16 protein-coding genes are annotated in these 22101 nt (G+C 68.4%); 7 read left to right on the top strand and 9 right to left on the bottom strand.

What is annotated here, in order from left to right:
* Positions 1-16: 16 nt before the first annotated feature.
* The 5 genes from AC3WQA_RS09115 to AC3WQA_RS09135 form a co-directional block, all read right to left on the bottom strand.
* Positions 17-1987 carry a chloride channel protein gene (locus AC3WQA_RS09115; RefSeq protein ID WP_492674753.1) on the bottom strand — a complete coding sequence of 657 codons (1971 nt, stop codon included), beginning with the start codon at positions 1985-1987 and terminating at the stop codon, positions 17-19.
* Between the two features lie 285 nt (positions 1988-2272).
* Positions 2273-2701 (bottom strand): hypothetical protein, encoded by a 429-nt coding sequence (locus tag AC3WQA_RS09120; protein WP_492674754.1) that lies wholly within the window; start codon positions 2699-2701, stop codon positions 2273-2275.
* A 224-nt stretch (positions 2702-2925) separates the two neighbouring features.
* A complete protein-coding gene (locus tag AC3WQA_RS09125) occupies positions 2926-3501 on the bottom strand; it encodes a GGDEF domain-containing protein (protein ID WP_492674755.1) in 576 nt (191 codons plus the stop codon).
* Positions 3502-4806 (bottom strand): hypothetical protein, encoded by a 1305-nt coding sequence (locus AC3WQA_RS09130; protein WP_492674756.1) that lies wholly within the window; start codon positions 4804-4806, stop codon positions 3502-3504. It abuts the gene before it with no gap.
* Positions 4807-5107: 301 nt separating this feature from the next.
* Complete coding sequence (locus AC3WQA_RS09135) at positions 5108-6337, bottom strand: nucleoside recognition domain-containing protein (RefSeq protein WP_492674757.1); 1230 nt, start codon at positions 6335-6337, stop codon at positions 5108-5110.
* Between the two features lie 188 nt (positions 6338-6525).
* Here AC3WQA_RS09135 and AC3WQA_RS09140 point away from each other — a divergent pair, with 188 nt between their 5' ends.
* From AC3WQA_RS09140 to AC3WQA_RS09155, 4 genes are all read left to right on the top strand, one after another.
* Positions 6526-8730, top strand: a complete 2205-nt coding sequence (locus AC3WQA_RS09140; protein ID WP_492674758.1) for a TonB-dependent receptor — start codon at positions 6526-6528, stop codon at positions 8728-8730.
* A gap of 2 nt (positions 8731-8732) precedes the next feature.
* Entirely contained in the window at positions 8733-9449 is a 717-nt protein-coding gene (locus AC3WQA_RS09145) for an acid phosphatase (RefSeq protein WP_492674759.1), read from the top strand.
* Positions 9450-9518: 69 nt separating this feature from the next.
* Entirely contained in the window at positions 9519-10742 is a 1224-nt protein-coding gene (locus AC3WQA_RS09150; protein ID WP_492674760.1) for a murein hydrolase activator EnvC family protein, read from the top strand.
* Between the two features lie 71 nt (positions 10743-10813).
* Positions 10814-12178 (top strand): S41 family peptidase, encoded by a 1365-nt coding sequence (locus AC3WQA_RS09155; protein WP_492674761.1) that lies wholly within the window; start codon positions 10814-10816, stop codon positions 12176-12178.
* Between the two features lie 68 nt (positions 12179-12246).
* Here the strand turns inward: AC3WQA_RS09155 and AC3WQA_RS09160 are convergent, their stop codons facing one another.
* Complete coding sequence (locus AC3WQA_RS09160) at positions 12247-13440, bottom strand: class I SAM-dependent methyltransferase (RefSeq protein ID WP_492674762.1); 1194 nt, start codon at positions 13438-13440, stop codon at positions 12247-12249.
* A 44-nt stretch (positions 13441-13484) separates the two neighbouring features.
* A complete protein-coding gene (locus AC3WQA_RS09165; protein WP_492674763.1) occupies positions 13485-15662 on the bottom strand; it encodes a TonB-dependent receptor in 2178 nt (725 codons plus the stop codon).
* Between the two features lie 202 nt (positions 15663-15864).
* Here AC3WQA_RS09165 and AC3WQA_RS09170 point away from each other — a divergent pair, with 202 nt between their 5' ends.
* The 3 genes from AC3WQA_RS09170 to AC3WQA_RS09180 all read left to right on the top strand — a co-directional run bounded on the left by AC3WQA_RS09170 (position 15865) and on the right by AC3WQA_RS09180 (position 19990).
* On the top strand, positions 15865-17088 hold the full coding sequence (locus tag AC3WQA_RS09170) for a multifunctional CCA addition/repair protein (RefSeq protein ID WP_492674764.1): 1224 nt from the start codon (positions 15865-15867) through the stop codon (positions 17086-17088).
* A 225-nt stretch (positions 17089-17313) separates the two neighbouring features.
* Complete coding sequence (locus AC3WQA_RS09175) at positions 17314-19515, top strand: LTA synthase family protein (protein ID WP_492674765.1); 2202 nt, start codon at positions 17314-17316, stop codon at positions 19513-19515.
* 37 nt (positions 19516-19552) lie between these two features.
* Positions 19553-19990, top strand: a complete 438-nt coding sequence (locus AC3WQA_RS09180; protein WP_492674766.1) for a hypothetical protein — start codon at positions 19553-19555, stop codon at positions 19988-19990.
* Between the two features lie 4 nt (positions 19991-19994).
* Here the strand turns inward: AC3WQA_RS09180 and AC3WQA_RS09185 are convergent, their stop codons facing one another.
* Both AC3WQA_RS09185 and AC3WQA_RS09190 read right to left on the bottom strand, forming a co-directional pair.
* Positions 19995-21278 (bottom strand): sensor histidine kinase, encoded by a 1284-nt coding sequence (locus AC3WQA_RS09185; RefSeq protein WP_492674767.1) that lies wholly within the window; start codon positions 21276-21278, stop codon positions 19995-19997.
* A complete protein-coding gene (locus AC3WQA_RS09190) occupies positions 21278-21964 on the bottom strand; it encodes a response regulator transcription factor (protein ID WP_492674768.1) in 687 nt (228 codons plus the stop codon). Before AC3WQA_RS09190 ends, AC3WQA_RS09185 begins: the two co-directional genes overlap by 1 nt.
* Positions 21965-22101 lie beyond the last annotated feature (137 nt).

Consider the following 22101-nt stretch of genomic DNA (forward strand, 5'->3'; position numbering starts at 1 on the left):
GGCCGCCGCCACGCCATCAGCGCTTTTTCGTGCCGCGCGCGTGGCCGTAACCGTCCATGAGGTCGCCCTTGCGCGGCTGCGGCCTGAAGCCGTCGCGCAACTTCAGGTGCCGCGAGGATTCGCGCGCCTCGCGCAGGCGCTGCGCATGCGCGGCGAGCACGTCGCCACGGGTGAGGATGCCCACCAGCTTGTGCGGATCGTCCTTGCTCACCACGATCAGCCGGCCCACCTTTTCGGCCACCATGTGGTCGGCCGCCTCGCGCAGCGAGTCGCCCTCGTTCACCGCGATCGGCTGGCGCGTCACCAGCTCGCGCAGGGTATGGGTGTAGTGCCACTGCGGATCGAGCAGGGTGCGCCGGGTGAGCACGCCGCAGACACGGCCCGACTCGTCCACCACCGGAAAGCCCTGATGCCGCGTTTCCGGCGCGCCGTCGTTCAGCCAGGGGCGCACCTCGGCCAGCGTCTGCGTGGTCTTGAGCGACACTACCTCGCGCGCGCACACGTCGCCCACCGACACCTGCTCCAGGTAATCGGCCGCGTATTCGGACGGCACGCGCACGCCGCGGCGGGCGATCTTCTCGGTCATGATGGTGTTGCGCATCAGCAGCGCCGAGATCAGGTAGGCCGCCACGCAGCCACCCAGCAGCGGCAGCAGCGCCGCCGGCTGGCGGGTGGTCTCGAAGGCGAACACCACCGCGGTGAGCAGCGCGCGCGAGGAGCCGGCGAAGATCGCCGCCATGCCCACCAGCGCGGCGATGCGCGGATCGACATGCGCGCCCGGCACGACGTAGTTGATGCCAATGCCGATCACCGCGCCCAGCGAGCCGCCGATCATGAACAAGGGCGCCAGCGTGCCGCCAGAGGTGCCGCTGCCCAGCGAAATCACCCAGGAAACAAACTTCAGCGCGCCGAAACTGAGCAGCAGGCCGAGCCCGAAGCGGCCCTGCACCAGCGCATCGATGTTGTCGTAGCCCACGCCCAGCGTGCGCGGCTCGACCCAGCCCACCAGGCCCGCCACCAGCGCGCCGAGCAGCGGCCACCACATCCAGTGGATGGGCAGCTTTTCGAACAGATCCTCGACGCCGTACACCGCCTTGGTGACCCAGATCGACACATAGCCGACCAGGCCGCCGATCACGACGAAGCCCACCAGCGCGAGGCTGCCCGGCTCGGCCACGTTGGGCATCTGGAACACCGGGGCGGCGCCGTAGGTGGCGTAGCGCACGCCCACCGCGGTGATCGTGGCCAGCGCCACCGGGATCAGCGAGCGCGGGCGCAGTTCGAACAGCAGGAGTTCCACCGCCAACACCAGCGAGGCCACCGGTGCGCCGAACACCGCCGCCATGCCCGCCGCCGCACCGGCCGCGAGCAGCACCTTGCGCTCGTTGGCGGTCACTCGCAGCAGCTGGCCGATCAGCGAACCCAACGCGCCGCCGGTGGAGATGATCGGGCCTTCCGCGCCGAACGGACCGCCGGTGCCGATGGCGAAGGCCGAGGACAATGGCTTGAGCCAGGTCATCCGCGCCGGGATGTTGGACTCATTGGTGAGGATCTGCTCCATCGCCTCGGGAATGCCGTGGCCCTGGATCGCGCGCGAGCCCCAGCGCGCCATGATGCCGGCGGCCAGTCCGCCGATGGCCGGCATCAGGATCACCCAGGCGCCGAAGGAGGTGCCCGCCGGTGACAGCACGAAGGAGCCATGCCTTGCGTGCGGCCCGACTACATCCGAGATGCGGCCGTAGTAGCACAGGTCGGTGATGAGGTTGATGAGCAGCATCAGGAGCTGCGCCACGTAGGCCGAGGCCACGCCCAGGATCACCGCCAGCACGCTGAGCAGCAGGATGCGCCGGGTGACCAGGGTGGATTTGCGCGGCATGCTGGCCGCGTCCAGCGACATGCCCAGCGCCGGCGCGATCGGCAAGGCGTCGGTGCTGCCCTCGGTACGCACGTCGGCGCGCCCGGGCGAGGGATCGTCCGCTTTCGTCATGAGCTTCCGCCATTACCCAAAGGCGGAAATTCTACGCAGATTCGCCGGCAAACCGAAATCGCAGATTCTTGCGCGCACTTCCGGTTCAGACGTCTGGACGGCAAAACCGCGGGTGGCGACCACCCGCGGCGGCCGCTCAGCATCGATGAAACATCCCGCATCGTGCGGGATGTTTCATCGGCGCGTGCGGTGCATGTCCGTACGCACCTGCGCGAAGCAGTCATTTGCGCGGCTGCTCGCGTCCGGCCATCCATGGCCGGGCTGGATGGCTGAAACCGCAGCCGCTCAGTGGTGCATCAGCATGCCGCCGAACAGCAGCGCCCCCAACAGGCCGATGACAATGGCGATGACGATGAAGATCACCGTGTAGACCAATTGCACCAGGCAGGATTTGCCAAAGCCAATCTGCCCGCTGCCTGACGGCAGCAACAGGTTGATGATGGCCGCGCCGATCAGGAACTGCGCGGCAAGCACCAGCAAGCCGCCCAGCCCGCCCGACATCACCAGGCGCAACACCACGGCGGCCACCGTGGATGCCAGCCACGCCGCCACCACCGTGCCCAGCGCGCGCGGGTAAGAGGGCATGTTGCCCACCACGATGCGGTAGGCAAAGCTGAGCACCAGTGCGGCGACCAGGATGCCGACCACCGCCATCACCAGGATTGCCAACAAACCCATGCCGGCCAGCGCGGCCAGTGCGGAACCATTCCCCATATGCCTTCCCCTTGTCGAATTGCCGGCACAGCCCCTCTGCGCCAGTGCGACCGCAGCGTAGCCGAAGCCGAAGCCACTTGCGAAGCAAGGCCTCCCCTTCCACAGGAAAGCAGCCAGCGTCGGGTTGCACGGTCAGTGCCTGTGAAAAATTCGAACGTCGCCGCAAGGACGTCATCAAGCGCCCTTGGCAAGGCCGCCGTAGACAGGCGATTTTTCGCGGCCCCTCAGTGCGGCGCCGCAGGCGTCGGCATGCGCCTTGCCTTCACGGCGGCATCTTCCTCGATGGCGACGGTGACCCGGTTGCGTCCCGCTTCCTTGGAGCGGTACAGCGCGGCATCGGCACGCGCCACCAACTCGCCAAAATGGCGATCCGGCTCGATGCGTACCGTGCTGCCCAGGCTGATGGTGACGCGCTGGCCGGGCACGACATCGTCCAGCGCCAGCATCTCGACCATGCCGCGCAGGCGTTCGGCGATATCGCGCACCTGCTCCACGTCGACGCCGGGCAACAGCACCAGGAACTCCTCGCCGCCGATACGCCCGATCACGTCGCCCAAGCGCAAGGTATCGCGGCAGACGGCAGCGATGCGCGCCAGCACGACATCGCCCACCTGGTGGCCATACGTATCGTTGACCTGCTTGAAATGGTCGATGTCGATCAGCGCCACCGCCATCGGCAGGTTGTTGATGGCCGCCTGTTCAAGCATGCGCTGGCCCTGCAGCTCGATGCTGCGCCGGTTGGCGATGCCGGTGAGCGGGTCGGTGTTGGCGATCTGCTGCAGGCGGCGGGCAAAACGCACCTAGCGGTAAGCCAGCCACAGCAGCAGCACGATCAGCAGGCCGCCCAGCAGCAGCGCCACCTGCTGCCACTGGCGCACGCGCTCCAGCGACTTCAGTTGCTGCTCCTGCAGCTTGCGGTCGGCGGCGAGCTTCTGGTTTTCCTGGTCGCGCCGGGCGGCGTCGAACTGGTAACCCATCAGGGTGGCGGAATCCGAACGCGCCCGACTTTCCAGCGCCGCCTCCAGGCTCACCACGTGCTGCAGGTCGGCCAGCGCCTGGCCGGTGTTGCCGATCGCCTCGTAGCTGCGCGAGCGCTGGATCAGCAGATCCTTGTAATAACGCAGGTTGCCGCTCTTGCGCAGCAAGGCCTCGGCGCGGTCGAAATCGGCGATGGCCTGCGGATATTTGCCCAGGCCGGCATGCGCGACGCCCTCCTGGGTCGCCACCATGTCGCCGCTCGAATGATCGCCCGTCCGGTTCAACTCCGACTTGACGGTGGCCAGCATGGCCAGGGCGTCGCCATAGGCGCCCGTCTGGTTGAGTACCTGGGCCAGGCCGAGGTGTGCGGAGGCCATGCCGATGGTGCTCTGGGTGTTCACGGCCGTGTCGAGCGCCGCCTCGAACTGTTGCCTGGCGTCCTCGAGATGCCCACCCCCGGCCTGCAGGCCGATGAAGCCCAGCTCCATGTGCACGGCTTCCTGCAAGGCCACGTCCTTGTCCTGGATGCCCGCCGCCATCAGCTGGTCGAGATAGCCGCGCGCCTTGGTATCTTCGCCAAGCCGGCGGTAGGCGATCGCGATGTTCAGCAGGTTGCCTTGCTGATCGCCCTTGGAACCCGTGCTGGCGTAGTAGCGCTGCGCTTCCAGCAGGTTGACCACGGCCTTGGCGTATTCGCCCAGCAGCGATTGCACCGAACCACGCCAGGTGTAGCCGTCGGCCACCAACTGGCTGTTCTCCGTCCGCTTGGCCAACGCAATGCCGGCGTCGTAGTCGGGCAAAGCATCGCGCGGCGTGGTCAAGGCTTCCTGATAGGAGCCGCGGCAATAGTGGAAATTGATCTCGGCGGCCACCGCGCCGGCACGATGGGCATCGGCCAGGCCACGCTCGGCGTAGGCCTTGCCAGCCGTCGGATTGCCCTCGATGCCGAGGAAACAATACAGATACCGGTAGCGCAGCTCGCGGCGGACGTCGCCGGGCGGCACGTCCGCCTTGAGCCGGGCGAGCGCACGCATGGCGTCGGCGCGCGTGGGCAACACCACGTCGTCGTGCTCCAGCTGATCCGCCAGGTGGTCGAAAGCGCTGGCGCTGGCGCCAGCGCTCGGCACCGGCAGATCAGCCGCCCGAGCCGGCAGCGCAGCCAGCAGAAACCACGGTGCCAGCAGGCACCCAGCAAACCAACGCCATGGCAGACATGATCCGAACACGCGAACTGGCACCCCCGGATTTTTCGCCTTGGCAGGCACACGTCTCTGCATGGCTACAATAACGGCGCGGCGCTGGAAAAGTTGAATTTTCACATCGGCCTGACGCCGCCGCTTCCGTCTCGGCGCCGGCGAAAGTTCAAGCGTCGCCGCCATGGCGCCGTTCGGCGGCGACCGCAGCAAACGGGTGCTTTCTCACAGCCGCTCAGCCGAAAAACCAGTAACACACGCCAATCGACGCCAGCACCCCGGCCAGGTCGGCCAGCAGGGCGCAGCCGATGGTGTGGCGCACCCGGCGTATGCCCACCGCGCCGTAGTACACCGCCACCACGTAGAACGTGGTTTCGGTGCTGCCCTGGATGGTGGCGGCCAGCAGGGCGGGAAAACTGTCCACCCCGTTGTGATGCATGGTTTCGATCAGCATGGCGCGCGCCGCGCTGCCGGAGAAGGGTTTCACCAAGGCCGTCGGCAGGGCATCAACGAAGCGCGTATCCAGGTGCGCGTGCATGGCGGCCCAGCGGATACCGCCCAGCGCGAAATCCAGCGCGCCGGACGCGCGCAGCACGCCCACCGCGCACAGCATGGCGATCAGGTAGGGCAAGAGATCCTTCGACACCTCGAAGCCCTGCCTGGCACCGTCGACGAAGCTCTCGAACAACGGCACGCGCTTGTACGCGCCGGCGCACAGAAAGGCCACCACCACGCCAAACAGCAGCAGGTTGCCGAGCAGCCCCGACAACGAGGCCAGCGCGGCGGCGGTGAGCGAAGCGAGCACCGCCACGAAGCTGCCCAGCAGCACGCCGCCGCCCAGCAGCCAGGCCAGCACCACCGGGTCGCTCAGGCGCAGGCGCTGCATGAAGGCCACCGCCAGCAGCCCCGTCAGGTTGGCGCAGAAATGTGCTAGCAGGATCGGCAGGAACACCAGGGTGGGATCGTGCGCGCCAGCCTGCGCGCGGTACATGAAGACCGTCACCGGCAAGAGCGTGAGCGAGGAGGCGTTCAGCACCAGAAACAGGATCTGTGCGTTGCTGGCGGTGTCATCCGACGGGTTCAGCGTCTGCAGCTCGCGCATCGCGCGCAGGCCAATCGGCGTGGCCGCGTTGTCCATGCCCAGCGCGTTCGCCGCGAAGTTCAGCGTGATGAGGCCGACCGCCGGATGGCCGCGCGGCACTTCCGGCATCAGCCGCGCGAACAGCGGGCCGAGCAGCCAAGCCAGCCTGTCCACCAAACCGGCGGCCTCCGCGATGCGCAGGAAACCTAGCCACAGGGTGAGCGTGCCGAACAGCAGCAGCATCACCTTCACGCCCAGGTCGGCCATGTCGAACAGGGCGGCCACGATGGCTGCGAACACGCCCGCGTCGCCACTGCCCAGCCAGCGCGCGAGTGCGGCCAGCGCCGCGACGAGGAAGAAGCCGTACCAGAGCCGGTTGAGCATGCGCTGCGTGCCATCGGGAACCCACCCCATTGTGCGCGATGGCGCAACGCCATGCCGATGGCCACGCCCGATGCAGGCCCCCATGGAGTGCGGGCATCCCGTCATCGGGTGTCTCCGTTTTGTTGCTCGACTGTCATGTGCGCGGCCCAACATGCGCGCCGCACCTTGCCCTACTCTCCGGATCCCTCATGCCCCTGTCCACGCGCTTTCCTCGCCACCCCGGCCCCGCCCTGCTGGCGCTGGCCATTGCCATCGCGCTGGCGTCATCGGCCCAGGCCGACGACACGAGGCCCGCCGCGCCAGCGGCCACGGCGGCAGACGCCAACGCCCTCCCCTCGCCGCAGGAGGCCAAGCGTCTCGATGCCGTGCAGGTGACCGCGGCCACCACCACGGTGGTCGCGCCCACGCAGGCCTCGACCCTTGCCACCGAGCCGCAGTCGCTGATCGGCAGCCTGTACCTGCAGCAGAACATCCCGCCCAGCGGCGACTACACCGACGCCATCGCGATCGCGCCCAGCGTCTCCACCGTGGCGCCGAACGGCCCCGGCCTGATGGAGGCGGCGCAGGTCAACCTGCGCGGCTTCAACGACGGCGAATACAACGTCAGCTTCGACGGCCTGCCCTGGGGCGACTCGAACGACTTCACCCACCACTCCACCAGCTACTACACCAACCGCGACACCAGCAGCATCGTGGTCGATCGCGGCCCCGGCACGGCTTCCACGCTGGGCAACGCCACCTTCGGCGGCACCGTGGCGGTGACTTCGAAGGACCCGACGGCGGACTTCGGCATCGAGCCGTGGCTGAGCTTCGGCAGCTGGAACACCCGCACGGAAGGCGCCGAACTCGATACCGGCCGCATCGCACAGACCGGCGGCACCAGCGCCCTGCTGATCGCGCAGAACGGCGATTCAGACGGCTATTTGACCCACGCCGGCCAGCGTCGCCAGAACGTGATGGCGAAGATCGTGCAGCCGCTCACCGAGCACCTCACGCTGAGCTTCATGGGCCTGTACAACAAGCTGCACCAGTACATCCCGTTCGGCGCCACGCTGGCGCAGATCCAGCAATTCGGCCCGAACTACGGCCTCAACAACGATCCGGCCAGCCAGGCCTACTACCGCTACAACAAGGACGAGATCAACACCGACATGGGTTACGTCGGCCTGCACTACGCGGACAACGGCTGGACGCTAAGCGACAAGGCCTACACCTACGGCTACAACCACTTCGGCTACAACGCGCTCGACCCCAACGGCGAGACGCCGAACGGCACCGTGTACGGCGCCAACGATGTGCCGGGCCAGCGCATGCGCAACATCTACCGCTCCTGGGGCGACATCTTCCGCCTCGCGAAGGCACTCGGCCCGGGCGAGCTGCGCACCGGCTTCTGGTACGACCACCAGGACAACCTGCGCTGGCAGGTCGAGACGGACGAGACGCTGGGCGGCGCGCTCAATGCCGTGCCCGCTTCCGCCGCGGTCGACCGCCGCATGAACGACACGCTGCGCACCTTCCAGCCCTACCTCGAATACCAGTGGAACTTCGCCGACACCGCCTGGCTCACCGGCGGCGTGAAATACGTGGACTTCAAGCGCAGCATCGACGCCACGGTGAACCAGAAGACCGGCCAGCCGCTGCAGTACGCGAAGACCTGGAGCAAGGCGCTGCCAGCGCTGGCCGTGCACTGGGAGTTCATGTCGAACTGGACGGCCTACGCGCAATGGGCCAAGGGTTTCCTCGCACCCAACCTCAACACCTTCTACACCACCGACCCGCGCGCCAGCGACGTCAAGCCGCAGGGCACCACCAACCTCCAGCTCGGCAGCACCTGGAGCGACGATCGCCTCAGCCTTTCCGCCGACGTCTACGACATCCGCTTCACCAACAAGGTGGAGAAGCGCAAGGTCGGCGGCATCACCTATTTCTACAACACCGGCGGCGCCACCTATCGAGGCCTGGAGCTGGAAGGCAGCTACCAGCTCGGCGGCGGCCTCAGCCTGTACGCGAACGGCTCGCTCAACCGCGCGATCGACAAGGCCACCAACCAGTGGCTGCCGAACGCGCCGCACAAGACCGCGGCACTGGGCCTGATCTACCGCAGCGGCCCGCTGTACGCCTCGCTGATCGACAAGTTCGTGGGCCTGCGCTACGGCGACAGCGGCGAAACCCAGCGCATGGGCGGCTACGCGATCACCAACCTTTCCGCCAGCTACAGCTTCGACATGGCGGACAGCGACATCAAGGACGTGCGCGTGGGCGTGCAGGTCGGCAACGTGTTCGACAACAAGCACGTCTACGACCTCGCCGGCTACACCGCGCAGGACAACACGCCGCTGTACTTCACCATCCCCGAGCGCAACTACCAGCTCACGCTGTCGGCGAGGTTCTGACGATGCGCACATCGATCCTGTTTTCCCTGCTGCTGTTCGCCGCCCTGCCCGCGTTCGCCGCCGACGGCAACGCGCCCGCGGTGGATCTCGCCGCGCTGCTGCCGCCGCCGCCCGCTGTCGGGTCGCTGGCGGCACGGCGCGACCTGGCTGGCGTGCTGGCCATGCAAGCGCAGCGCACACCTGCCGGGATCGCCGCGGCAAAGGCCGACGAGGCGCACAGCGTGTTCCGCTACGCCGATGTGTTCGGCGCGTCGTTCACGCCACAGCAGCTGCCCCGCACGGCGGCGTTGTTCGCCCGCGTGGTGGCCTACGACAAGGGTGAGGTGAAAGCGGTGAAGGCGTTCTGGCACCACCCACGCCCGGTGCTGGTGTCGCACGCGGTGCATCCGCTCAGCCAGGAGCAGCCGGACGACTGGAGCTATCCCAGCGGCCATTCCACCCTGGGCTATACCGAGGCGGTGCTGCTGGCGAACATGGTGCCGGAGCGGCGCGCGGCGATCTTCGCCCGGGCTGACCTATACGCGCAGCACCGCGTCGTGATGGGCGTGCACTACCCCAGCGACGTGGAAGCCGGCCGGCTCGCCGGTACCGTGCTCGGCGGGCGCCTGCTGGACGATCCGGCCTGGCAGGCGGACTACGCGGCGGCGCGCGCCGAGTTGCGCAAGGCACTGGCGCTGCCGGCCACCCCCGCGCTGGCGGTCGTCGCCATGATGCCGTGACGCTGTCCCCGTGAACGGCCGCCCCACGGACGGCTCGCCGCCGTCCGCGGGCTCGGTGATAATCGGCCGATGCCCAGCCCACGCCGCCTCGCCCACGCCGCCCTGTTCACCACCGTCGCGCTTGGCAGCGCACTCGCCGGAACGTCCGCGCTGGCCCGCCAGGACAAGGCGCAAACCGACCAGGCCGCCGCCAGGGAAAAACTCGGCAACGTGCAACAGCAGGTGCAGGCGCTGGACAAGCAGCAGGCCACGACCGCCGCCAGGCGCGACCAGCTCAACGCGGAGCTGGCGCAGCAGACCGCCGCGCTGGCCGCCGCCGCGCGCGCGCTGCGCGAGATCGACGCCGCGCTCGCCGCCAAGCAACAGCAGCTCGACCAACTGCGGCAGCAGCGCGCCGACCTCAAGCAGAAACTGGCCGGCCAGCGGGCCGCCATCGCCGACCTGCTGCGCGCCAGCTACGCCCTGGGCCACGGTTCGGACCTGCGCCTGCTGCTGGATGGCGACGACGTGAGCCGCATCGCGCGCGCGCTGGCCTACTCGAAATACTTCCAGGAGGATCGCCTGCAGCGCGTGCGGGCGCTCATGGCCAGCCTCGCCCAGCTGCAGACGCTGGAGTCGCAGATCGCCACCGAGCAGCAAGCCTTGCAGGCGCAGCGCAGCGAGCGCGAGGCGCGAAACCGGCAGCTGGCGCAACAGCGCGCCGCGCAGCAGAAGCTGGCCGGCCAGGTCGACGCCACCTACCAGGATCAGGCGCAGCGCCTCACCGCGCTGCGCAAGGACGAGCAATCGCTCAACGCGCTGGTCGCGCAGTTGCAGCGGCAGATCGACGCCGCGATGCGCGAGGCGGCTGCGCGTGAGGCGGCTGCGCGCGCGGCCGCCTCGCGCAAGCACGGCGATCATGCGCCAGCGCCGGCCGAACCGGGCCATGCCCGCGCCAATATCCGCGGCAACCTGCCCTGGCCGACCGCCGGCGAAGTGCACGATTACGGCAACGGCGTGCTGATCCGCGCCGCCAGCGGCAGCGAGGTCCATGCCGTGGCCAACGGCCGGGTGGTCTACGCCGGCTTCCTGCGCGGCTACGGCATGCTGCTCATCCTCAACCACGGCGACGGCTGGATGAGCATGTACGGCAACAACGAGAGCCTACTGCATGCCGTGGGTGACGCGGTGAAGGCCGGCCAGGCCGTGGGCACCGCCAGCGCGCCCACCGGCATCAACACCGGCGCGTATTTCGAGCTGCGCCACGACGGCAAGCCGGTCGATCCGCGCCGCTGGCTGGAAAAACACCGTTGACGCGCGCGCGCCGCCGTCGCAGGCTGGCGTCGTACAGCACGGATGGCGTGCACCTTCCCCGGAGTCGTTCCATGCGGTTTCCCACCTATAGCCTGTGCGCCCTGCTGCTGGCGGCGTCCGTCGTCCACGCGCAGGCTGCACCGGCATCCGCCGCCAGCGCGCCCGAGCCGCCCACCGACCTTGCGCCCACCCAGGTGCGCGCCGACGCGCCCGCCGACAAGCCCGTCGACCTCGACGACATCCGCCGCTTCAGCCGCGTCTACGACATCGTGCGCCAGGCCTACGTGGAACCGGTGGGCAACCACGAGCTGATGAAGGACGCGATCAGCGGCATGCTCGCCGGGCTCGATCCGCACAGCGAATACCTGGACAAGGAAGGCCTCGCCCAACTGGACGAGGACACCAGCGGCCAGTACAGCGGCCTCGGTATCGAGGTGCTGGAACAGGACGGCGGCCTGCTGATCGTCACGCCCATCGATGACACTCCGGCCGCGCGCGCCGGCATCAAGCCCAGCGACACCATCGTCAAGATCAACGGCACGCTGATCGACCCGCAGAACGTGGACGCCATGTTCAAGCAGTTGCGCGGCAAGCCGGGCACGAAGATCACCCTCACCGTCGTGCACAAGGGCAGCGACAAGCCGGTGGATGTGCCGCTGGTGCGCGAGAACATCGCCATCACCAGCGTCAAGCTGCGCCAGCTCGAACCCGGCTTCGACTACATCCGCATCACCCAGTTCCAGAGCGACACCGCGAGCGATCTCGAAAGCAAACTCGACGCGTTGATCGCCAAGACCGGCGCGCCCAAGGGCGCCGTGCTCGACCTACGCAACAACCCCGGCGGCCTGCTCACCGCGGCGGTTTCGGTCAGCGACGACTTCCTCAACACCGGCACCATCGTCACCACCCGCGGCCGGCTGGCCGACGCCAACATGAGCTTCTCCGCGCACCCCGGCGACCTGCTCGGCGGCGCGCCGCTGGTGGTGCTGGTGAACCACGGCACCGCCTCCGCCGCCGAAATCGTCTCCGGCGCACTGAAGGACAACCACCGCGCCCTGCTGGTCGGTCAGCGCACCTTCGGCAAGGGTGTGGTGCAGACCGTGCTGCCGCTGGACGCCGACCATGCGGTGAAACTCACCACCGCGCGCTACTACACGCCCAACGGCACCTCGATCCAGGCCGAAGGCATCAAACCCGACATCCCGCTGGCCGACCTCAGCGTGAAGAAGGCCGACAGCGCTCCCGCGCTGATCGACTCGGAAGCCGACCTGCCGCACCACCTCGCCAACCAGAACGCCAAGGCCGGCGCCGACATCGACAACGACGGTAGCGCCGCCGAAGGCTCGCTCGCCACTGGCGACTATGCGCTGGCGCAGGCGCTCAACGTGCTCAAGGGGCTGGCGCTGGAGCGCCGCCGCACACCCACGGCGCAATGACACGCCCGCAGGGCGCGCTGGCGCGCGATCAGGTGTTTTGCGCCGTGTGATCGCGCGCCAGCGCGCTCCTACAGGTGGCCGCCCCGGTCGGCGGCCAGAAGCTCCGCCGGCAAGGGCAGCACGTCCATGCCGCGCGCCAGCAGCATCGCCTGGAAACGCTCGCCCATCTGCTCGGGCAGGGTAAGCCGCTTCACTTCCTGCGCGAGGCGATAACGCGCGGCTTCGTCCGGCGCCTGCGCATGCGCGGCCTCGAAGACCTCCTGCAGGCCGCTGGCGATCAGGAACTGCGCCTGGGTCAGGTAGGCCGCCACGCCGAAGCCGGCATGGTTGCCGGCTTCGGCCAGCGCGGTGAAATCCACCGAGGCGGTGAGGTCGTTGAGGCCGGGCAGCCACAGCGGGTCGTTGTGCGCGTGGTGGCGATAGTGCGCCATCAGGGTGCCGTCGCTGCGCTCGGGCAGGTAGAACTCGCGCCGCACGTAGCCGTAGTCCACGAACAGCAGCACGCCGGCCTGCATGGCATCGGCGATGGCCTGCATCCAGTACGGCAGCTGCGGCAGGATTTCGGAGCGGTAGCCGTCGGCGAAGGGCGCGCCGAGATCGCGTTCGAGGTGGCGCACCGCACCGGCCACCAGCGGGTCGGCCGGGCGATCCGTGCGCCGCAGCCGGCCTTCACCGTCCAGCGCCACGTACTCCTCGAACACCTCACCGTCCTTCAGCGTGAAGCGTGTGGTGGGCAGCGCGTCGATCACCTCGTTGGCGAACAGCACGCCGCGCCAGTCCAGATCCGGCGGGCGATCCAGCCATTGCACGCGTGCATTGAGTTCGGCCGGCAGCGCGGCGGCGAGACGCTCGCGCTGGCGTGCGCGCAGGTCGGCGCTGGGCTCCAGGATCAGGTAGTGCCGCGGCAGCGTGCCGATGGCGGCAAAGGCCTGCAGCGCATGCTCGGCGAACGCGCCGCTGCCGCCGCCCAGCTCGAAAAAATCGGCTTCGTCGCCCAGCGCCGCCAGCACCGGCGCGGTGGTGTTGGCCACGCAGCGCGCGAACAGCGAGCCCAGCTCCGGCGCGGTGACGAAATCGCCCGCCGCACCGAACTTGGTCTTGCCCGCGCTGTAATAGCCCAGCCCCGGCGCGTACAGGCAGCGATCCATGTACTGCGCGAAGGACAGCGGCCCCTTTGCCGCGATCTGCTCGCGCAGCTTGCGCAGCAGGCGGTCGGAATGCGCCTGTTCGTCCTTGCCGGGTTCGGGGAGTCGGGAATGCATTGCTGGAGCCATGGCCGGAAAACCCGGCAAGGATAACGGATGCCTCAAAAATCCTTCTGCACGCCGAGGTACAGCCCGCGCCGCGGGCCGAACTGCGGCGCGCCCACGCCCACGCCGGTGCCGTCGCGCAGCTCGTAGCTGCGATCCAGCGCGTTGATCAGCGCGAGCTGGGTGTGCAGCTTGCCAAAACGGGCAAAGGCGAAGTCGTGCGACACGTTGAGGTTGAGCTGGAAGTAGGCCGGCAGGCACGCGCCGTTCGGTACCGCGCCGTCACGGCGCAGGCCGCTGCCGAACAGGTAGTCGGCGCCCAGTTTCGTGTCGTCGCCCAGCGCGTAGTTGACGCCGCCGGAGGAGGTGTACTTCTGGTCGTGGTCGAGGTGGATGTAGTGGCCCGCGATATAGGCCAGGTCCTCGGGGCTGAAGTTGTACTGGCTGGTGACGACGTGCTTGCCCATCGCCTTGCCGTACGCGAAGTTGACGTAGCCCGACCACGGCCCGCTGGCGTAGTTGGCGGTGAGCTCCGCGCCGGCCACGCGGCCACGGCGGTAGTTGAAGGTGGAGTACACCAGCGCCTGGCCGAACTGGCCCTCGTCCTGCAGGCGCCGCACTTCGCGGTAATAGGTATCCAGGCCCAGCGTCCACGCGCTGCCGAGGTTCTGCGACACGCCCATGTCGAAGTAGTCGGCGCGCTCGGCCAGCGGGGTGTTGTTGCCGTAGTTCTTCACCGCGTTGGTGGTGCCGGCGAAGGCCGCGATGTTCGCGGCGGTAATCATCTCGGTGGCCGGCGGCGTGAAGTAGCGGGAGTAGCCGGCATGCACGGCGGTGCTGTCGCCAGCCTGCCACACCACGCCGAGGCGCGGGCTGAGCTGGCTCTGCGTGCCGCCGAAGGCCTTGTACATGTCGCCGCGCAGGCCGTAGTTCACCGTCCAGTCCTGGCCGATGCTCCATTCGTCCTGCACGTAGCCGGACCAGGTCTTCGCCACGATCCGGTTGCCGGTGAAGATGCCGAACGGCGTGGTGCCGGCCTGGCTGCCCGCGGCGTCGGCCGGGAACACCAGCGAATTCGTGTTCGTGGCGGCGCGGTCGAAGCTGCCGTACAGGCCGTAGCGCAAGGTGTGCGCCTCGTCGAGCCTTGTCGCGAAATCCGCCTGCAGCGTGCTCGCGCGATCACCCTGGCGGATGCTGCCGGCCACGCCGTCGAACATCAGGTCACCGACGTCGTCGGGCAGGTACCGCAGGCCGCTGTAACGCTGGCCCAGCGAGACCTGGTAATCGGTCGCGCCCAGCTTGCCCTGCAGCGACAACACGCCGAAGCGGGTCTGCTCGTGCTGCTGTTCGTTGAGTCTGGCGGAGTCGAAACCGGTGCGGTCGAGGTAGCCGAACTGCGGCGTCTCGCCCGACCGGTTCGGAATCTCGAAGCGGTTGTTCGCGGCGCCGAACATGAAGCTGAGGCGCGTGTCGTCGTCGATCAGGTAGCTCAGCGTGCCGAACGCCTTCACCTGGTTGGTGTGGTCGTGGGTGGGCTTGCGGCTGGCCGTGGGGTTCTCGATGCCGACGTCGTTCTCGAGGTAGTTGCCGGTGAGGTACCAGCTCCAGCGGTCGCTGTTGCCCCAGATCGAGGCATTCGGGTTGAGCGTGCCGAACGAGCCGGCGGTAACGCCCACACTGCCGCCGTTGCCGAGCTCGTGGCCGCTCCTGGTGGTGATGTCCACCACCGCGGCGGTACGCAGGCCGTATTGCGCCGGCAGCGCGCCGTCGAGCAGGCTCACGCTCTTGATCGCGCGTGCGTCCAGCGTCTGGCCGAAACCGGAGATCGACTCCGGCACGATCACGCCGTTGATGCGGTACTGCAGGTTCGCGTGGTCGCCGCGCACGTGCAGGCCACCGTAGGAATCCTGCACCACGCCCGGCGCCTGCAGGATCACCTGGTTCACCGGCGTGGACGCGCCCAGCGGCAGTTGCGCGATGGCCTTCTGGTCGATCACGTACTGGCTGCTGCCGGTGTCCGGCGACAGCGCGTTGCGTGCCTGGTCGAGCGCGGCGGAGACGCTGACCGCGCCCAGGTCACGCACCCCGGGCGCGGGCTGATTGCGTGCGCCGTCGTCCCCCGCCACCGCGGGCGCGGTGGCAGCGGTGGCAGCGGTGGCAGCGCCGGCCATGGCGTGGGCGGAGGCCAGGCCAAGGGCGAAGGCCAGCGTGAGGGAAGGTGTGGCGTGCTTCATGACGTGCCGGATTCCATGGGTGACAGCAGGGTACTCCTGCACCTATATTTTGCGATATTATAACATAACGTTCAACACCCGGGAAACCGGCCCCGGGCTGGAAGTCATGGCCCAGCCACCTGCCGTCACGCCTGCGGCTCACAGACGCCAACGGCGCGCCGAGGCCGAAATGTCTCCCGCCACGCCGTGCCACAATCACCCCATGCAGATCTATCTCGTTGGCGGCGCCGTCCGCGACCAGTTGCTTGGCCGCACCGGCGGCGACCGCGATTACGTGGTGACGGGGGCGCACCCGGACGACCTGCTGGCGCTGGGCTACCGGCCGGTGGGCAAGGATTTCCCGGTGTTTCTGCACCCGCGAACGGGCGCGGAGTACGCGCTGGCGCGCACCGAGCGCAAGAGCGGGCGCGGCTATCACGGCTTCAGCTTCCACGCCGAACCCACGGTGACGCTGGAGGAGGATCTCCTGCGCCGCGACCTCACCATCAACGCCATCGCGCAGGATGAACACGGCGCGCTGATCGATCCCTACGGCGGTGCGCGCGACATCGCGGCGCGCGTGCTGCGCCACGTCTCGCCGGCCTTCGCGGAAGACCCGGTGCGGCTCTTGCGCGTGGCGCGTTTCGCCGCGCGTTTCGCGCCGCTGGGCTTTCGCGTGGCCGACGAGACGATGGCGCTGCTGCGGCAGATGGTGGCCGCGGGCGAGGTGGATCACCTGGTGCCCGAGCGGGTGTGGGCGGAAACCCGCAAGGCGCTGGCCGAACCGCAGCCGTCGGCCTTCCTGCGCGTGCTGCGCGAGGCCGGCGCGCTGGCCGTGCTGTTTCCCGAGGTGGACGCGCTCTACGGCGTGCCGCAGCGTGCGGACTACCACCCCGAGGTGGACACCGGCATCCACCTGGAGCTGGTGCTGGATGCGGCGGCAGCGCTGGCGCCCGGTGACGACCTGGTGGGCTTTTGCGCGCTCACCCACGACCTTGGCAAGGCGCTGACGCCGGCCGCCGTGCTGCCGCGCCATATCGGCCACGAGCAGCGCGGCGTGGCGCCGCTGCGCGCGTTGTGCGCGCGACTCAAGGTGCCGACCGAACACGCCGCGCTGGCCGAACTGACCTGCCGCGAGCACACCAACGTGCACCGCGCGTGCGAACTGAAGCCAGCCACCACGCTGAAACTGCTCGGCGCGCTCGATGCGCTGCGCCGGCCGCAGCGGCTGGAAACCCTGCTCGCCGCCTGCCAGGCCGACGCTCGCGGCCGGCCCGGCCACGAGCACGACGACTACCCGCAAGCCGCCTGGCTGCGCCGCGCCTGCGCGGCGGCGGCGGCCGTCGGCGCGGCGCCGTTCGTGGCGCAGGGACTCGCCGGCCCGGCCATCGGCGCGGCGATGCAGCGCGCACGACTGGCCGCCATCGCGCAGGCTGAGAGACTGTGATTTTTCAGCCTCGAAGCCCGGCCACGGAGGGCCGATCGCGGGTCGATCACGCAAGTGATTGATTCGCGGAGACGCGTACGGATCTGCGCCGGACGCGTCGATGAGGATTTCCACAGGAAGCGGAAATCCTCACAGGCCGCGACCGTGTAAATCGCGCCCGGCCCGTGTATAACGCACGCTGGTACGGCGTGCGCCGTGATTTCCCAAGTTCGACCGGAGCCTGCCGTGACGCGCCCCTTGTTCACCTCCTCGCCGCTGCGCCAGCGCTTCCGTCCGCTGTGGTGGCTGGGCATCGGCTATCTCGTCCTCGGCTTCGCGACACGCGTGGCGCTACTGGTGATGTCCGGCCACAACGTGGCATCCACTCCGCTGCACTGGCTGTACGCCTTCGGTGTGGGCCTGGGCTACGACCTCGTCACCCTCATCTACGTCGCCTGGCCGCTGGTGCTGTACCTGTGGCTGGTGCCCACGCGCGCCGCGCCGGTGACCGGACTGGGCCGCTGGCTGGCCTGGCTGCTGCTGCTGGGCGCGCTGTACGCGGCCTGCCTGGGCGCGCTGTTCCTGCTCTGGCACGTGCACCTGCACGAATCGTGGCCAATCCTCGTGCTGTTCCTGTTCTTCCTGCCACTGCCCGCGCTGACCTACACCCGCGCCAACGGACAATGGGGGCTGTACGTGCTCGGCCTCGCGCTGCTATACGGGCTGCTGTTCGTGGCCGCCGCGGAGCTGGTGTTCTGGAACGAGTTCAGCGTGCGCTTCAACTTCATCGCGGTGGACTACCTCGTCTACACCACCGAGGTGATCGGCAACATCCGCGAGTCCTACCCGGTGGGGCTGTGGCTGGGCCTGCTGGTGGTGCTGGCGCTGCTGGTGTTCCTGGCTTCCCGCCGCAGCCTGCGCGCGCAGGACAGTGGCAGCACACTCATGCAGCGCGCCCGCGTGCCGCTGGTGTGGCTCGTGCTCACCATCGTCTCGGTGGCCGGCGTGAACGGCGAGCTGAAGGATCGCACCGCCAACAATTACGTCAACGAACTGGCCGGCAACGGCATCTACCAGTTCTTCGCGGCGTTCCGCTCCAGCCATCTCGACTTCAAGAAGTTCTACCGCTCGCTGCCCGATGACACGGCCTTCGCCATCGTGCGCAAGGATCTGGCCGCACCCAACGCCAGCTTCGTCAGCAACGATCCGCGCGACCTCACCCGCGAGATCCGCGCCGTCGGCCCGGAGCAGCACCTCAACGTGGTGCTCATCAGCGTGGAGAGCCTGTCGGGCGACTACCTCGGCACCTTCGGCAACACGCAAGGCCTCACGCCCTTTCTCGACTCGCTGGTGTCCAAGAGCCTGTTCTTCGACCACCTCTACGCCAACGGCACGCGCACGGTGCGCGGGCTGGAGGCGCTGGCGCTGTCGGTGCCGCCCACGCCGGGTGATTCGCTGGTGCGCGAGCAGAACAACGAGAACCTGTTCTCGCTGGCCAGCGTGTTCAACGATCGCGGCTACGTGTCGGAGTTCGTCTACGGCGGCTACGGCTACTTCGACAACATGAACTACTTCTTCGGCCACAACGGCTACACCGACGTGGACCGCAGCGCGATCCCGAAAGACATGCCCATCCACAGCCAGAACGTGTGGGGCGTGGCCGACGAGGATCTGTACACGCTGGCGCTGCGGCAGATGGATCAGGCGCACGCCGCGGGCAAGCCGTTCTTCCTGCACATCATGACCACCTCCAACCACCGCCCCTACACCTACCCGGCCGGACGGGTGAAGTGGAGCTCGCCCTCGCGGCCCGGCGCGGTGGCCTATACCGACTGGTCGATCAAGGACTTCATCGAACGCGCGCGCACCAAGCCGTATTTCGCCAACACCGTATTCGTCATCACCGCCGACCATTGCGCGTCGAGCGCGGGCAAGACCAGCCTGCCGATCAACCGCTACCACATCCCGCTGTGGATCTACGCGCCCGACCACATCGCGCCGCGCCGCGTGCACGCGTTGATGGGCCAGCTCGACATCCCGCCCACCCTGCTCGGCCTGCTCGACTTCAGCTACCGCTCGCGCTTCTTCGGCCAGGACGTGTTCCAGCGCGCGCCGGAGCAAGGCCACGCCTTCCCCGGCACCTACGAAAAACTCGGCTATCTGCGCGGCGACACGCTCTCCATCCTCGAACCGCGCCGACGCGTCGAACAGCTGAAGCCAGACTTCGCCACCGGCGACGCCACTCCGGTCTCGCCGGTCAAGCAGTCGCTGGTCGACACCACCATCGCCTATTACCAGGTGGCCAGCGACCTGTTCAAGCACGGCGGGCTGGCACGCCGCGCCAGCGACGCCACCCCGGTAGCACCCTTCCCGCCTCGGCCGCCGGTGCAGGCAAACGTCGACCCCGCACCACTGCCGGCCACAGCAGCGAGCGCCGGCTCGCGCTGATCCGTCCCGCACCGTCCACCCCTCGGATGTCCCCTGCATGCGCCTGCTGCTGTTCCGCCTGATCGGCATATTCGAGGTGGCCGGCGGCTTCTATGGCTTCGCCACCAAGCTGCGCGAACTCCTGATGTCCGGCTTCGCACACGCCTCGTTGCTGGCCGCGCTGGCGCTGGCCGCCTATGCCTTCGTGCTGACGGCCGGCGTGCTGCTGCTATCCAACAGCGAGCGCGGCGTGCGTTTCTCGCAGGTCGCGCAGCTGCTGCAACTGCCGCTGCTCGCCACACCGGTCTTCAGCTACGCCATGCACTGCGGCGCCTACTTCAACGTGTTCGCCGTACTGCACCTGCCGCTGCGGCCGGGGCTGGATTGGCACTTCGGCAGCGAGGGCTTCGTGCTGGCGCTGGGCGGGCCGGCCGCTTCGCGGCTGGGCATCAACCTGCTGGCGCTGTTGTCCTGGCTGGCGCTGCGCTTCCGCTGACGTTTCAGCCGAACTCGATGCTGGCGATGGCGCCATTGCGCTCGCCGCGCGGGCGCATGGCCACCTGCCAGCCGTAGAGTTCGCACAACCGGCGCACGATGGCGAGGCCGAGGCCGGCGCCGCTGCCGCCGGCGCCTTCGCCGCGCACGCCACGCTGGAATAGCCGCTCGGCGTCCTCCGGCTTGATGCCGGGGCCGGTGTCGATCACCTCGATGCGGCCTGCGCCCACTTCCACGCGCACCGTGCCTTCCAGCGTGTACTTGATGGCGTTGCCGATCAGGTTGGTGAGCGCCACCGACAGCACCGAGGCCGGCGCGTTGACGCTGAGCGGCTCGCGCGCTTCCAGCTCGATCTCCACCGGCTTGCCGCGCAACTGCGGACGCTGGCTCTCGATCACGTCGGCGGCGACCTTGCCCACCTCGGTGGTTTCGCCGCGGGTGGGACCACGCCGTTCGGCGCGCGAGAGCAGCAGCAGCGCCTCGATCAGCTCGGTGGCCTGGCGCGAGGCGCGCTCGATGCGCTTGAGCCGCTCGGCCAGCTTGGGCGTAAGGTCGGGCGAGCCCTGCAGCAGTTCGGTGGTGCTGGCGATCACCGCCAGCGGCGTGCGCAGTTCGTGGCTCACATCCGAATTGAACTCGCGGTCGCGCTCCACCATCGCGGTGAGCCGCGCCGAATAGTCGTCCAGCGCCTGCGCCAGCTCGCCCACTTCATCGTCGGCAAAATGCGACGCCAGCGGCTCGGCCTTGCCAATCTTGCGAAAGTCGCGGATACGTTTGGCGAGCTGGGTCACCGGCTTGAGCACGCGCCGCGACAACCACAGGCCGATCGCCAGCGAGAGCAGGCTGAACAGCAGCACCACCACGATCAACGAGGTGATGAGCTGCCGCTTGCCCAGCTCCTCGCGGCTCACGTCGTAGCGCACGAAGCCGATGATGTCGCCCTTGCGCCGCACCGCCAGCTTGTAGTGCCGCGGGCGGCCTTGCTCGTCCACGTCATGCATGTCGTAGACGCCGGTGGCCAGGTTCTGCCACGCCAACGGCGCCTTGTAGAGGGTGCGGTCACTCCACATCCAGGCGTCGATCAATTCCGAACTGGCGGGCTGGCCGGGGTGCGCGATGACCTTGTCCACCGCCTGGTCGGCATCGTGCTGCAGCGCCGATACCACCAGTTGGTCTTCCACCTTGGCGCGCACGTAGAGCGAGGCCACGGCGAACAGGGCGCTGAGGCCGAAGCCGAACAACGCGAAGGAGATGACGAGGCGGAACCGAAGCTTGCGTCTGGACTGCATCAGGCCTGGATCGCGTCAGGGTCAACCATGCGGTAGCCAATGCCGTGCCGGGTGTGGATCAGCGGCTTCTCGAACGGCTTGTCGATGGCCGCGCGCAAACCGTGGATGTGCACGCGCAGCGAGTCGGAATCGGGCAACTCCTCGCCCCACACCTTCTGCTCCAGATCCTGCCGCGTCACCACGGCGGGACTGGCTTCCATCAGCGCCTGCAAGAGCTTGAGGCCGATCGGGTTCAGCTGGATCGCCTTGCCGGCGCGATTCACCGTGAGCGTGTCGAGGTTGAAGGTGAGGTCGGCCACCTTGAGCACGCGGCTCTGCGGGCCCTTGCCGCGCCGCGCCAGCACTTCCAGCCGCGCGGACAGTTCGGCCAGCGCGAACGGCTTGGTCATGTAGTCGTCGGCGCCGGACTCGAAGCCGGTGAGCTTCTGCTCCAGCGCGTCGCGCGCGGTGAGCATCAGGATCGGCGTCTGCTTGTGCGCCTCGTGGCGCAGTTTCTTCGCCACCTCCAGCCCGTCCAGACCCGGCAGGGTGAGGTCGAGCACGATCACGTCGAAATCGTTCACCACCGCCAGATGCAACCCGGTGACGCCATCGCCGGCGAAATCCACCACATGGCCGCGGTCTTCCAGATAGTCGCCGATATTGGTGGCGATATCGCTGTTGTCTTCGATCACCAGTACGCGCATGTGCCGCTCCGCGGAGGCACCGGCACCAGCGGCCGGTCGGGTGTGCCAGCTTAACAAGCTTTGCCCCTACCCGCTGCGGGCCGGATGCAGGCATGGCAGCGGCCGCGACTTCGGCGCGGACATCCGCCGGTCACGAT

Source organism: Rhodanobacter sp. FW106-PBR-R2A-2-24, from assembly GCF_058789615.1.

What these genes read in the sequence shown, in the direction of transcription:
- AC3WQA_RS09155 (WP_492674761.1), top strand. Translation starts at nt 10,814, where the DNA reads ATGCGGTTTCCCACCTATAGCCTGTGCGCCCTGCTGCTGGCGGCGTCC.
- AC3WQA_RS09190 (WP_492674768.1), bottom strand. Translation starts at nt 21,964, where the DNA reads ATGCGCGTACTGGTGATCGAAGACAACAGCGATATCGCCACCAATATC.
- AC3WQA_RS09120 (WP_492674754.1), bottom strand. Translation starts at nt 2,701, where the DNA reads ATGGGGAATGGTTCCGCACTGGCCGCGCTGGCCGGCATGGGTTTGTTG.
- AC3WQA_RS09140 (WP_492674758.1), top strand. Translation starts at nt 6,526, where the DNA reads ATGCCCCTGTCCACGCGCTTTCCTCGCCACCCCGGCCCCGCCCTGCTG.
- AC3WQA_RS09160 (WP_492674762.1), bottom strand. Translation starts at nt 13,440, where the DNA reads ATGCATTCCCGACTCCCCGAACCCGGCAAGGACGAACAGGCGCATTCC.
- AC3WQA_RS09185 (WP_492674767.1), bottom strand. Translation starts at nt 21,278, where the DNA reads ATGCAGTCCAGACGCAAGCTTCGGTTCCGCCTCGTCATCTCCTTCGCG.
- AC3WQA_RS09115 (WP_492674753.1), bottom strand. Translation starts at nt 1,987, where the DNA reads ATGACGAAAGCGGACGATCCCTCGCCCGGGCGCGCCGACGTGCGTACC.
- AC3WQA_RS09170 (WP_492674764.1), top strand. Translation starts at nt 15,865, where the DNA reads ATGCAGATCTATCTCGTTGGCGGCGCCGTCCGCGACCAGTTGCTTGGC.
- AC3WQA_RS09180 (WP_492674766.1), top strand. Translation starts at nt 19,553, where the DNA reads ATGCGCCTGCTGCTGTTCCGCCTGATCGGCATATTCGAGGTGGCCGGC.
- AC3WQA_RS09165 (WP_492674763.1), bottom strand. Translation starts at nt 15,662, where the DNA reads ATGAAGCACGCCACACCTTCCCTCACGCTGGCCTTCGCCCTTGGCCTG.
- AC3WQA_RS09135 (WP_492674757.1), bottom strand. Translation starts at nt 6,337, where the DNA reads ATGCTCAACCGGCTCTGGTACGGCTTCTTCCTCGTCGCGGCGCTGGCC.
- AC3WQA_RS09145 (WP_492674759.1), top strand. Translation starts at nt 8,733, where the DNA reads ATGCGCACATCGATCCTGTTTTCCCTGCTGCTGTTCGCCGCCCTGCCC.
- AC3WQA_RS09150 (WP_492674760.1), top strand. Translation starts at nt 9,519, where the DNA reads ATGCCCAGCCCACGCCGCCTCGCCCACGCCGCCCTGTTCACCACCGTC.